Source organism: Oscillibacter sp. UBA6647, assembly GCA_002455655.1.
GTDB lineage: Bacteria > Bacillota > Clostridia > Oscillospirales > Oscillospiraceae > Oscillibacter.
Map to the genome: position 1 here is coordinate 1 of DKLF01000038.1, position 12,242 is coordinate 12,242.

Annotated in this window: 11 protein-coding genes; 7 read left to right on the forward strand and 4 right to left on the reverse strand. The window is 56.3% G+C overall.

The features are described from left to right. Positions 1-79 precede the first annotated feature (79 nt). Together B2W96_RS03235 and thyA are read right to left on the reverse strand one after the other, a co-directional pair. On the reverse strand, positions 80-574 hold the full coding sequence (locus B2W96_RS03235; protein WP_293008501.1) for a dihydrofolate reductase: 495 nt from the start codon (positions 572-574) through the stop codon (positions 80-82). 17 nt (positions 575-591) lie between these two features. Further along, complete coding sequence (gene thyA, locus B2W96_RS03240) at positions 592-1,422, reverse strand: thymidylate synthase (RefSeq protein WP_293008503.1); 831 nt, start codon at positions 1,420-1,422, stop codon at positions 592-594. Positions 1,423-1,618: 196 nt separating this feature from the next. On the opposite strand from thyA, the gene B2W96_RS03245 reads away from it, so the two are divergent. After that, a complete protein-coding gene (locus tag B2W96_RS03245) occupies positions 1,619-2,476 on the forward strand; it encodes a helix-turn-helix domain-containing protein (protein WP_293008505.1) in 858 nt (285 codons plus the stop codon). A 207-nt stretch (positions 2,477-2,683) separates the two neighbouring features. Here B2W96_RS03245 and B2W96_RS03250 read toward each other — a convergent pair whose 3' ends face one another. Beyond that, on the reverse strand, positions 2,684-4,222 hold the full coding sequence (locus B2W96_RS03250) for a sodium-dependent transporter (protein WP_293008507.1): 1,539 nt from the start codon (positions 4,220-4,222) through the stop codon (positions 2,684-2,686). Between the two features lie 202 nt (positions 4,223-4,424). Between B2W96_RS03250 and B2W96_RS03255 the strand changes: the two genes are divergently transcribed. From B2W96_RS03255 to B2W96_RS03275, 5 genes are all read left to right on the forward strand, one after another. Next, on the forward strand, positions 4,425-5,828 hold the full coding sequence (locus B2W96_RS03255; RefSeq protein WP_293008509.1) for a GNAT family N-acetyltransferase: 1,404 nt from the start codon (positions 4,425-4,427) through the stop codon (positions 5,826-5,828). Positions 5,829-6,103: 275 nt separating this feature from the next. Beyond that, on the forward strand, positions 6,104-7,522 hold the full coding sequence (locus B2W96_RS03260) for a spore germination protein (RefSeq protein ID WP_293008511.1): 1,419 nt from the start codon (positions 6,104-6,106) through the stop codon (positions 7,520-7,522). 130 nt (positions 7,523-7,652) lie between these two features. Next, on the forward strand, positions 7,653-8,618 hold the full coding sequence (locus tag B2W96_RS03265; RefSeq protein ID WP_293008513.1) for a hypothetical protein: 966 nt from the start codon (positions 7,653-7,655) through the stop codon (positions 8,616-8,618). A 17-nt stretch (positions 8,619-8,635) separates the two neighbouring features. Then, positions 8,636-9,397: an acyl-[acyl-carrier-protein] thioesterase gene (locus B2W96_RS03270; protein ID WP_397355045.1), complete on the forward strand. Its 762-nt coding sequence runs from the start codon at positions 8,636-8,638 to the stop codon at positions 9,395-9,397. Positions 9,398-9,431: 34 nt separating this feature from the next. Beyond that, positions 9,432-9,959 carry a DUF4352 domain-containing protein gene (locus B2W96_RS03275; RefSeq protein ID WP_293008517.1) on the forward strand — a complete coding sequence of 176 codons (528 nt, stop codon included), beginning with the start codon at positions 9,432-9,434 and terminating at the stop codon, positions 9,957-9,959. 62 nt (positions 9,960-10,021) lie between these two features. Here the strand turns inward: B2W96_RS03275 and B2W96_RS03280 are convergent, their stop codons facing one another. Next, complete coding sequence (locus B2W96_RS03280) at positions 10,022-11,059, reverse strand: alpha-hydroxy-acid oxidizing protein (protein ID WP_293008519.1); 1,038 nt, start codon at positions 11,057-11,059, stop codon at positions 10,022-10,024. A 170-nt stretch (positions 11,060-11,229) separates the two neighbouring features. Here B2W96_RS03280 and B2W96_RS03285 point away from each other — a divergent pair, with 170 nt between their 5' ends. Beyond that, complete coding sequence (locus B2W96_RS03285; RefSeq protein WP_293008521.1) at positions 11,230-12,198, forward strand: DUF4349 domain-containing protein; 969 nt, start codon at positions 11,230-11,232, stop codon at positions 12,196-12,198. Positions 12,199-12,242 lie beyond the last annotated feature (44 nt).

A 12,242-nucleotide genomic window follows, 5' to 3' on the forward strand; every position in this document is an offset into this window, starting at 1 on the left:
AGGCGGACCTCTTTAGAGGTCCGCCTTGTGTAGAACCAATTTCCGTCGGGGTGCTTTACCGCAGGCTTCCCCAAAGGGCTTACAGGTTCAAATTGAGGTATTCCACGTACCGATACGTAAGGCCGTCTTCCTCAATCGGCTCCGACTGGGAGGCGACTTTCCACGCGGCCAGCTTATCCAGATTGGGGAAAAAAGTATCCGTTCCGGGAATCACGGCCTCCACCCGGGTCAGGTAAACCATTTTGCAGCGGGAGAGCATGGCCGCATAAATGCTGCCGCCCCCCATGACCCACACGTCGTCCGCGCTCATGTCCACCAGATTCACCGCGGCCTCCACGCTGTGGACGATTTCCGCGCCCTCCCGGGTGAACTCCTTGTCATGCGTGATGACAATATTGCGCCGGTTGGGCAGGGGATTTCCGCCGGGCAGGGTTTCCAGTGTTCTGCGGCCCATAATGACGGTTCCTCCGGAGGTGAGTGCGCGGAAGCGCTTCATATCCTCCTTGAGATAAAACAGCAACTGATTGTCCTTGCCGATTCCCCAATCCTGTGCTACGGATAAAATCGCGTTCATAAAAAAAGCCTCCCTCTTTATATGGCAATGGGAATTTTGGCCTCCAGCGGAGCGGGGGTATAGCCCTCCAGTTGGAAGCTGTCCCTTGTGAACAGGTAAAAATCCGTCACCGACGGGTCCACGGAAAACCGCGGGGCGGCGGCGGGGGTCTGCGCGAGAATTTCTTCCACAATGGGGACATGTCGGTCGTAGATATGCGCGTCGGCAATGACGTGGACCAGTTCTCCGGCCCGCAGGCCCGAAACCTGAGCCAGCATATGCGTCAGCACGGCGTACTGCACCACGTTCCAGTTGTTGGCGGCCAGCATATCCTGACTGCGCTGATTCAGAATGGCGTTGAGGGTATTTCCCGAGACGTTGAAGGTCATGGAGTAGGCGCAGGGATAGAGGTGCATCTCGTGGAGATCCTGAAAATTGTAGATGTTGGTGAGAATCCGGCGGCTGGCGGGGTTGTGCTTCAGATCGTACAGCACCCGGTCCACCTGATCGAACTCACCCTCGGGGTATTGGTGCTTCACGCCAAGCTGATAGCCGTATGCCTTGCCGATGGAGCCGGTTTCATCCGCCCACTGGTCCCAGATTTTGGCGTTTAAATCGTGAATGTTGTTAGACTTTTTCTGCCAAATCCACAAAAGCTCGTCAATTGCGGTTTTCCAGTAGGTTCGCCGCAGAGTCAGAATCGGAAACTCGGCGGCAAGGTCATACCGGTTTACAATTCCAAACTTCTTGACAGTGTGGGCGGGGGTTCCGTCCTCCCAGCGGGGTCGGACCTCCCGGTCCCTGTCCCACACGCCGGTATTCAGGATATCCCGGCAGTTTTGAATAAACAGCTCGTCCGCGCGGCTCATGATGAATCCCCCCGTTTTTTGTTTTAACTAATATAGTATAGCAGAATAAGCCGACGGTTTCAACGGGGATTGACTGGGAACCGCGAAAAAAGTTCCGCATAAAATTGCAGACTTTTGGTAAAATGACGGTTGTATCTGTGCAAAAAGTGCTGTAAAATAAAAAGGACAGTCCATAAAATCGGAGGGGGTGCGGGAGATGTCGGAGGGACTGGAGGGCGACAAGCGGGGCTATCTGCTGGAGGATTTTCGCCTGTTTCGCCTGAAGGATACCAGCACGAGGACGCTGGAGTATCACTATCACGAATTTGACAAGCTCATTCTCCTTTTGGGCGGCAGAGTGACCTATATGGTGGAGGGCGTGACCTACTTCCTCCAGCCGTGGGATTTGCTGCTGGTGCCGCGCAACCAGATTCACCGTGCGCTGATTGACACGGGAGAGCCTTATGAGCGGATGGTGCTGTGGCTGGGGCGGGAGTGGATGGACAAACGGAGCGACCCGGAAGAGCCATTGGCCGCCTGCTTTGATCTGGCCTGCCGCCGGGGGTTTCACCTCCTGCGGACGGACGGAGAGCGCCGCCCCTTTTATCTGCGCCGGTTTCAGGAGCTGGAGGAAGCGCTTCGGTCCCGGGAGTACGGCTGCGGCCGGATGGCCGACGCCTGCTGCCAGCAGCTTTTGATTGACGTGAACCGGGACAGTCTGCGGGACAAAACGGCAGAGAGGGAGAAGGATGCCTATCGTTCCGACCCGAAAATCGAAGAGATTTTGCACTATATCACCGGAAATTTGGATGGCCCCCTGACGGTGGAGGTTCTGGCGGAGCGGTTTTTTCTCAGCCGGTATTACCTGATGCACCGCTTTAAGGAGGTCACGGGCTATACCGTGCACCAGTATATCAGCCAGAAGCGCCTGCTGCTGGCGGGAGAACTGCTGCGGGAGGGAACGCCTGTGATGCGGGCGGCGGCTCTTGCAGGGTTTGGAGACTATTCCGCGTTTTTGCGGGCTTTTCGTGCCACGTTTCACGCAAGTCCCCGGGATTTTCAGCCGCGCCGGTGAAAACCGCCGCAAAATGAACGCCGGATGGGCAAGCGCTGCTGAAAAGGCAGCGTGGATATGGGGCAACAAAGCGGGAAAATTTTCAGAGTGTTGTAAATGCCATTTGAACAGTTTAGAAAAGCTTGATATTCTAATGAAGTCATATGTGCACAAACCCCGGGAAGCGCAGTATAGCGCTCCCCGGGGTGAGGAAAGAAAACGTGAGCATTATTTGTGCGCCGCTTTGCGCATCGGGGAGGTAACGGCCACGGCCACGCCGATTACGTAGATCACGATGCCGATGATATAGCCGGCAATCCGGGCGCCTTTTCCAAAGAAGTCGGAAATCTGGCCGGAGAGAATCAGAACCATGCCCAGTGGAGCGATTAACTTCATGCACACTGAGAAGAAACTGTCCATTCCACTGCCGGCGCCGGAGTGAATTTCGTCCAGCATGGACTTGGGACGAATTTCCCAGCCGATCATAATGCTCATCAGCATCGCGCCCAGCGGCATGGCAATGCCCTCGGAGAGCATATCCATGAAGTCCAGCCAGCAGTCGTTCCAGCCGGAGATGCCAAACGCGGCCTGGCCGGGAACCCATACGCCGTTGGAGCCCAGACCGTCCACTGCCACCAGGCTGGCTTCCGCCAGAATGGCAAGACAAACCAGCAGGACTACTTTGGGGCGGCTGGCTTTTCTGCCCTTCTGGGCCGCATGGTCCAGGAAGAACGTACTGATGACCTCGATCAGGGAGATGGCGGAAGTGATGGCCGCAATCAGAACCAGCATATAGAAGATGACGCCGAACAAGGCGCCCACGCCACCCATGCTGTTGAACACGTTTTGCAGTGTGACGAACAGAAGGCTGGGGCCGCCAAGGGCGATTTCGCCCACGGGGATGCCCTGCTGGATGCCATAGGCCACGGCGGCGGGGATAACGGCGATGCCCGCCATGATGGCAATGGTTGTGTCAGCGATGACGATAATGGCGGAGTTTTTTACCAGATTTTCCTTTTTGTCAAGATAGGAGCCGTAAGTAATCATGGCGCCCATGGCCAGAGACAGGGAGAAGAACATCTGCCCGCCCGCAGTGGCCAATACGGTACTGATATTGGGAGCGGCTTCGATGAAGCCGCCTGACACTGCGTAGCCCGGGACAAACATGAATTTCAGACCCTCGATGGAGCCGGGCAAGGACAGGCTCTTGATGATGATGATGACCAGCATCACAAACAGAGCGGGCATACCGACGTTGTTGAATTTCTCAATGCCGCCGGAAATGCCGCCGCGGTTGATGAGATAGCAGATAATTAAAAACAGTATGGTGTAAACAACCGAGCCCAAGGGATTCGTCAGCATGGAGTGAAACAGGTCGCCGCCGGAAATGGCCGGGTTCTGGAAGGCAAGATTGCTCAGATTCAGGGACATGTACTCAATGCAGTAGCCGCCCAGCACGGAATAAAAGCTCATAATAATGAACGGAGAAAAGACTGCCAGCCAGCCGATCCACTTGAATCGCTTGGATACCGCGTGATAGGCCCCGATTGGTCCGGTCCCGGTTTTGCGGCCCAGTGCCAGCTCCCCCATCATAATGGTGAAGCCCACGAAAGCCGCCAGCAGCAGATAGACGATCAGGAAGGTAAAGCCTCCTGACTTGCCCATCTTGTATGGAAAGCCCCAAATGTTGCCAAGGCCGACGGCCGAGCCGATTGCCGCCAGCAGGAAGCCAATGTTGCTTCCCCAACTGCCCCTCTCATTTTCCACAAATAACCCCTCTTTCTTAAATGGATTCGTGGTAAGAATATACTATTAACAAAGTGTGAAGTCAAGAGAAATAAGTGAAAAGTGTACAAAATTTTTTTGAATATGTGTGACAAAATTAACAAAAAAAACAAAACTGGCAGACAAACAGGGTTTGCGGGGCGGATGACCGCCGACGGAGAACCCGGGAAAGGATTGAGGAAGTATGCTTGAGTTTACGCCGATAGCCGCCGAGCATGGAGCATTGCTGCGCGGATATTACGAGACATGCAATTACGGGCTTTGTGAATACTCCGCGGGAACAAAGCTGATGTGGGGGGAGCGGCTTCACCCCGCCTTTGCGGAGGCGGCGGGATGTCTCATCATCCGCAACGAGCTGGAGGGGGAATTTCTGTTTGACTATCCCGTTCCCGGCCCGGAGGGGGACGAGGACGCGGCCCTGTCCGCCATTGAGGACTGGTGCATGGAGAAGGGAGTTCCCCCGGTGATTTCCGTGGTTCCGGCAGTGAAAGCGCCCCATCTTTTGCAGCGCTATCCCTATGTGGGTGTGCGCAACGTGCGCACCTGGCAGGACTATCTGTACAAGGCGGAGGATTTGCAAAACTTTGCCGGACGGCGGTATTCCGGGCAGCGTAACCACATCAAAAAGTTTTACGCCGCCTGCCCCGACGCGGAATTTAAGCCTCTGACCGCGGAGGATATGCCGCTTGTAAACCGGTTTTGGGAGGATTACGGGCAGGAGTTTGCCAAGGCGGACGACCCCAGAGCGGCGACGGAATTAGAACTGGCAAAGCGTACGGTAGGACAGTTGGATAAGCCGTGGTTCTTCTGCGGGGGAATGATGAGCGGGGAAAAGCTTCTCTCTCTGGCGCTGGCGGAGCGGTGCGGCGACACCCTGATTATCCACATTGAAAAGGCCCTGTATTCCTACGCGGGGGTCTATCCCGCCATGGTGCAGGCCTTTGCCCGGCACTTTGCCGGGGACGCCGTCTGGCTCAACAGGGAGGACGACGCCGCGGACAGGGGGCTGCGGACCTCGAAGCTGCAATACGGGCCGGATCATTTGGCGCCCAAGTATCATTTTGCCCCTCAAAACGAGCTGCTGTGCCATGTAAAGACTCTGCCGGTGTTGACCACAGAGCGGCTGACACTTTCCGAGCTGACGGAGGAGGACATTCCCGCTTACAACGCCCTGGTGCTGGACGAAGAGCGGAACCGGTGGTGGGGCTATGACGACGTGGCGGGCCTTGGCGGCCCGGTGGAGGAGCGTAGCTTTTACGAGGTGGCCAAAAGAGATCACCGCAACTGCGCGGCAGTGAATTTTGCCATCCGGCTGGAGGGAAAGCTGATCGGTGAAGCGGTGCTTTACCACTTTGACTATCGGGGCGACGCGGAGCTTGGCTGCCGCATTGCCAAAGAGTACGGCGGACATGGCTACGGGACGGAGGCATTTAACGCCGCTGCCGAGTGGGGACTGTACGGCGTTCACTTGACGCGGGTGGTGGCCAAGTGCTTTAAGGAAAACGAAGCGTCCCGAAAGATGCTTGCCTCCTGTATGCGGCCCGCAGGTGAGGATGAGACATATTACTATTTCGAGAAAAAGGTATGAGCTTTTAAAATTTCCTGCGGCTGAATTTTTAAAGGGATTAAAAAGCCCGCTGGCGGGATTTTTTGAAAGAGTAGTTCATCGCCTCCGGGCAATGTAAAGAACGAGGCTGAGGAATGCGATTCCTCAGCCTCTTGAATTTTTCTTTCTGTTGGGTACACATTCATAAAGCGAGGAGCAAAAGGAAAGAGACAAAGATCCTGCGTTTTGAATTTTCCCGAATTTTACATAACTTCTCTTCCCAAAATCCATACTAGACCCCAAAAGGGAGGTGCGGTATGGATCTGCTTTCAACCCGTTATGACGACAACGTCCGCCGCTTGGACGAGCTGCTTGGTGCGGGGCGCAATTGCGACATGGTGGCGCGGGACTTTGTCATCGGAGGGCGCAAAGCCCGCATCTGGGTGATTGACGGCTATGGACAGGACACGATTTTAGAGCGAATGGGAGCCTTCTGGCTGTCGCTGCGCCCCGAGCAGGTGGGAACGCTTAGGAAGATGCAGGAATTTGCAGACCGGTTCATCACTTTCTCAGAGACAAACGTAACGGAGGATTTGAAGGATATCTGCACCTCCGTCCTGCTGGGGAAAACTCTGTTTCTGATGGAGGGACTTACCGGCGGGGCGCTGATGGATGCGAAGGGCTATCCCTCCCGGGGCGTGGATGAGCCTGCGGACGGAAAGGTTTTGCGGGGGGCCCACGACGGCTTTGTGGAAGCCGTGGTGCCCAATATGGCGCTGCTGCGCCGCCGAATCCGGGACCCTCAACTGACCATGGAGAGCCACAAGGTTGGGGGACGGAGCCGGACGGACGTGGTGCTGTGCTACATGGAGGACCGGGTGGACCGAAAGGTGCTGGAGCAAGTTCGGGAAAAACTGGCCGGGGTGGACGTTCATTCCCTCTCCATGGGGCAGGAAAGTCTGGCGGAGGCCATCCGTCCCAAGCAATGGTACAACCCGTTTCCAAAAATTAGATATACTGAGCGGCCCGACACGGCGGCAGCCACGGTGATGGAGGGAAGCGTGGTGGTGCTGGTGGACAACACCCCGGCGGCTATGCTGCTGCCTACCACCATTTTTGGCTTTTCGCAGGAAGCCAACGATTTCTATTTTCCCCCTCTGGTGGGAACCTATCTGCGGCTGCTGAGAATGTCGGTGATGCTGCTGAGTCTGTTCATCACGCCCACATGGTATCTGCTGGTCAGCCAGCCCAATCGCCTGCCGGACTGGCTGGTGTTTCTGGCAAAGCCGGAGCCCTGCGCCCTGCCGCTGCTGGCGCAGCTTTTGGTGGTGGAATTTCTGATTGACCTTTTAAAGCTAGCCTGTCTGAACACACCCAGCGCCCTGTCCAACTCCTTCTCTATGCTGGGCGCGTTGATTTTCGGAGATTTCGCGGTGCAGGCCGGGTGGCTTACGCCGGAGGTGCTGGTGTATATGGCGGTGGTGTCCATCTCCGGGTTTTCCCAGCCCAGCTTTGAGTTGGGCTACGCCGTGAAGCTGCTGCGGATGCTGTTGTTAATTCTCTCCGCGATCTTTGATATGTGGGGGCTGATAGGCGGAATCCTGCTGATTTTCTGGCTGGTGGCCAGCAATAAGGCGGTGGTGGGACCGGGCTACCTGTATCCGCTGATTCCCTTCAACGGCAAGGCGTTGAAGCGGCTCATCATCCGGGAGCCTATCGGACGGGACAATACGTGACAAACGGCGGCTTTGGCATCCTGCGGGGATACAAAGCCGCCTAACTCTTGCAAAAAGAAGAAATTTGTGGTATTCTGATTTTCTAAGCCCAAAGCCAAATGGGGCTTTGGAAATGCAGAGAGGGGGAGTTATGAATCCAAAAAAAGAACGGCGGCGGGCGGAGCGCCGAAATCTCAGAATGGCCCTGAACAAGGAGTTGCGGGAACACAAAAGTTCCTTCCTCGTGTTTTATTTTTTGCGTGCGCTGGTGATACTGGCTCTGGTCCGCCAGCTCTGGCTGGGGAGCTATGAAAGCGCCTTTTTCTGCGTACTGACGCTGCTGCTGCTCTATTTGCCGAGCTGGGTGCAGGTGCGGCTGCGGATTGAGCTTCCTCCGCCGCTGGAAATCACGGTGCTGTGCTTCATTTTCGCGGCGGAGATTTTGGGTGAGGTCAACGCGTTTTACATTGTGATTCCCTTCTGGGACACTATTTTGCACACGCTTAACGGTTTTCTTGCTGCCGCGGTGGGCTTTTCCATGGTGGTGCTGCTGAACGACAACCCCCGGCTCACCTTTGACCTCTCGCCGGCATTTATGGCGTTGATGGCGTTTTGCTTTTCCATGACCATCGGCGTATTGTGGGAGTTTTTCGAGTTTGGCTGCGACTATTTTCTGGGAACCGACATGCAGAAGGATACAATTATCCACGCAATTAAAACCGTGGCGCTGGACGCAAGCCGCAGCAACAAAGTGGTGGTGATTCCGGATATCACCGAGGTGACGGTGAATGGAGAAGACCTGGGCCTTGGCGGGTATCTGGACATCGGACTGATCGACACCATGAAGGATTTGATAGTGAATTTTATCGGCGCGACGGTATTTTCCATTACCGGTTTCTTCTATGTGAAAAGTCAGGGCGAAAGGCGGACGGCAGCACAGAGTTTTGTTCCCAGTCCGAAGGAGGCTCACCGGGATTATCTGGCCCAGGCGCGGGAGCAGTCCTCCGCTGAGGCAGCGGCCCCTTTGCCGGAGAAACGCACCGGTGCAGAGGGAAAGGTCCCTCTGAAAGAAACGGAACATCCCGAGGATGAAGCGCCCGCTGCGGGCGGACGGTAAAAAGGAGCGAGATGGACTTGAAAGCATTTCGGCAATGGCTGACGGAGGATGGCTACGCCCGGGAGGTGGAGCTGTCCTTTGCCGACTGCGACAAAGACAAATATGTGCGCCCGGCAAAGCTCTTGAGCCTTGTGGCGGGGGCTGCGGGCTTTGACTATGACGCCAGGGGGCTGACCCATCAAAAGCTTTACGAGTTGGGGCAGGTGTTTTTACTATCCCGGGTGGCGCTGCGGATTCACCGGCGGCCCGTGAACCGTGAGATGCTCACCATCTCCACATGGGAGGACGGCATCCGGGGAGCCCACCTGCGCCGGGTCTACGAGCTGACGGATGAGAGCGGCGCCGTCGCTGTGAGCGCCCGCAGCGAGTGGATTCTCATTGATCCGACGGAGCGGAAAATTCTTCGGCCCTCCGATTTCAAGGCGAAGTCTGTGCATGTTTGTCCAAAGGAAATCAACAGCCCTGAATGCCGCAAAATTTTTCTGCCCAAGGACAATCTGGAGGATCTGGGACCGCGCCCCGTCCGCTGGTCCGATCTGGACGGCAACGGCCATGTGTTCAGCGGAAATTACGGAGACATCGTGTGGGATGCGTTGCCGGATGATTTGCAGTCTGCTCCCCTGCGGGAGCTGTACGTGAATTACAGCAAGGAGGCCGTGCTGGGGGAGACGATTGCGCTGTTCGGTTTTCGAGAGGAAAACGCCTATACCGTGGAGGGTCGACTGGGAGAGACGCTGTGCTTCTCCTGCCGGTGCGAGTTTGGCGCGGCTGGGCGATGAGATATAGAGAAAAAAGAGAAAAGAGGTATTGAAAATGAAATTGAGAAACAAAAAGTGGGTTTCGGTGGCGGCATTGGCCATGATGTTGGTGCTGTCCGCCTGCGGCGGAAGCAGCAGCGAGGAGTATGAAGAGGGCCGCATCGGAGATGTGATGCACAGTGAGTTTTTTGACTTCACGGTCAACAACGTCTACATTTGTGATACATATGAGGGATATACCCCTGAGGCGGACCATAAGCTGCTGGTGTCGGAACTGACAATCAAGAACACGTTTAACGAGACCATTCCCATGTTTGACACCGATTTTCAGGCACAGTGGAATGACAAGGACGATCAGGATAACGCATTTTCAAATCCCGTTGAAACCATGGTGAGCGAGGAGCAGATGGAATCCGAGTATGATTTGGCAGTGGATGAAGAGCGGACCGGCCTTTTGATTTTTGAGGTTCCGGCGGATTTTGACGATTTTTCCGTTGTCTATCTGGAGGAATTTGACACCGGCGAAACCGGCAATCTGTACGAGGTATTCTTTACCGCAAAAGAAGCAGGAGTGTCTGTGTAAAACAGATATCTTGAATAAAAGGCGGCCCCGGATGAGTCCGGGGCCGCCTTTTGCTGCAAGAATCAGAGCCGTTCCAAATCACGGGGAGTCATCACCATGTCCCGCCGAATGTCGGCAAGGCTGTGGGCTCCGCACATGGTCATGGTGTCCGCCAGCTCGGCTTTCAGCTTCTCCACGTAGATGGAAACGCCCTCGGTCCCGCCGCCGTACACCATGGTGACGAAGGGACGGCCGATGAGCACCGCGTCCGCGCCCAGAGCCAGCGCCTTAAACACGTCCATCCCGGTGCGGATGCCGCCATCCACAAAGACGGTCAGCTTGCCGTCCACTGCATCGGCAATGGCGGGCAGAACCTCCGCCGTGGCTGGGCAGTTGTCCAGCACGCGGCCGCCGTGGTTGGACACCACGATGCCGGCGGCCCCGGCCTTCAGGGCCTTTTTCGCGCCTTCCACGGTCATGATGCCCTTGAGGATAAAGGGCTTTTTAGCAAGCGCGGCGATTTTCCGCAGCTCCTCCACAGTTTTGCTTCCGGCGGGGGGCTGCATATTTTTCAGGAAGGGCAGGCCTGCCGCGTCGATGTCCATGGCCACGGCAAAGGGGTTGCCCGTGTTCACCATCTCCATTTTCTCCCTGATCAGCTCCAGATTCCAGGGCTTCACGGTGGGAACGCCATGTCCGCCGCTGGCGGCAATGGCCTTTGCCGCCCCCTCCACCACAGCGGGATTGGTGCCGTCGCCGGTGAAGGCGGCGATACCCGCCGACGCACAGGCGGAGATAAGAAGGTCATTGTAGGTCAGGTCGTCATACTGATCGCCATAATGCAGTGTCATGGCCCCGATGGGCGCGGCGAACACAGGCAGGTCAAAGGTCTGGCCGAAGACCTTGAATGTGGTATCCGCGGGCTTGTTTTCGCAGATGGTGTCCATATTGACGCACAGCTCCTGCCACTTCTGATAGTTGCGGATGAAGCCGGTGCCGATGCCCTTGGCTCCGGGGCCGGGGACGGTGTTTTTGCAGACCACGCCGTTGCAGACCGGACAGGCCTTACAATGGGGACCGACGCGGGTGCGGGCGCTTTCCAATACTTCCTGATATGTCATAGAGCGATTCCTCCCATGCTGCGCGGTGTTTGCGCGCGTACTGCCGCCATTTTAACGCCATCCGAAAAAAAACGCAACAAATTGTGTAACTTTTTCCATGCGCCTGCGTCTAAAGAGGCAAATGCACATCAGTTGGAAGCGGATGGGCGAACGACAAGGAGGATAAAACGATGAAAAGAAAGCTTGCGATGCTTTTGGCGGCCCTGTGCCTGACGGTGCTGGCGGCGGGCTGCGGCGCGTCGTCCGGCGGCGCGGCATCCTTTGGCGAGAAAACGGACAGCATGGCCGCTCCCTCTGCGATGACAGAGGAGGCCAGAGGCGATACCGGAGCGGCGATGGACATGAACGGCTTTGCGGCCTATGAGGAAAGCGGAAAAGCGGAAAGCCAGCTCAGGGCGGAGAAGGACAGCGGCGACGGGAGTAAGTTGATTTACACCGCCGATCTGAATCTGGAAACCACCACCTTTGATGACACGGTCAAGAATCTGTCGGCTCTGGTAGAGGAGCTTGGCGGCTGGACCCAGAGCAGCAGCGTGAGCTACGGCGGCTCCGGCTACCGATACGGCAGCTACGCCGTCCGGGTGCCCAAGGAGAAATTCAGCACGTTCCTCACCCGTGCGGGGGAGCTGGCGCATGTGACCTACACCAGCTCCAACGTGGAGGATGTGAGCGAGATGTACTATGACACCGCTGGGCGTCTGGAGACGCAGAAAACGAAGCTTGCACGGTTGCAGGAACTTCTTGCCAAAGCAGAGAACATGGAGGATATCATCACCATTGAGAGTGCCATTTCCGAGGCGGAAAGCCAGATTGAATCACTGGCCGGGGAGATGAAGCACTATGATTCTCAGGTGGACTACTCCACGGTGCAGTTTTCTTTGAACGAGGTATATCAGCTCTCCAACGTGGAGCAGCCCGCCACCGGCTTTTTCAGCCGTCTTATCGGGGCGCTGTCCTCGGGAGCGCGGGGCTTTGCGGACTTCGTGCAAAACTTCCTGCTGATGCTGGCCTATGCATGGGTGTGGGTGGCGCTGGTGGTCCTTGTTCTGGTTGGAGCGCTTTTGGTGCGTCGCAAGCGGAAGACGCAGCCCAAAAAGGAAGCGCCTGCGCCGGAAACACAGGATGACAAACCGGAATAAATCCTGTATAATGTTCCAAAAGCGGATATTTACATCAGTTCCCC

Excerpts from the sequence above, each read along its gene's own strand:
- B2W96_RS03235 (WP_293008501.1), bottom strand. The coding sequence starts at position 574 with ATGAACGCGATTTTATCCGTAGCACAGGATTGGGGAATCGGCAAGGAC.
- thyA (WP_293008503.1), bottom strand. The coding sequence starts at position 1,422 with ATGAGCCGCGCGGACGAGCTGTTTATTCAAAACTGCCGGGATATCCTG.
- B2W96_RS03245 (WP_293008505.1), top strand. The coding sequence starts at position 1,619 with ATGTCGGAGGGACTGGAGGGCGACAAGCGGGGCTATCTGCTGGAGGAT.
- B2W96_RS03255 (WP_293008509.1), top strand. The coding sequence starts at position 4,425 with ATGCTTGAGTTTACGCCGATAGCCGCCGAGCATGGAGCATTGCTGCGC.
- B2W96_RS03260 (WP_293008511.1), top strand. The coding sequence starts at position 6,104 with ATGGATCTGCTTTCAACCCGTTATGACGACAACGTCCGCCGCTTGGAC.
- B2W96_RS03265 (WP_293008513.1), top strand. The coding sequence starts at position 7,653 with ATGAATCCAAAAAAAGAACGGCGGCGGGCGGAGCGCCGAAATCTCAGA.
- B2W96_RS03275 (WP_293008517.1), top strand. The coding sequence starts at position 9,432 with ATGAAATTGAGAAACAAAAAGTGGGTTTCGGTGGCGGCATTGGCCATG.
- B2W96_RS03280 (WP_293008519.1), bottom strand. The coding sequence starts at position 11,059 with ATGACATATCAGGAAGTATTGGAAAGCGCCCGCACCCGCGTCGGTCCC.
- B2W96_RS03285 (WP_293008521.1), top strand. The coding sequence starts at position 11,230 with ATGAAAAGAAAGCTTGCGATGCTTTTGGCGGCCCTGTGCCTGACGGTG.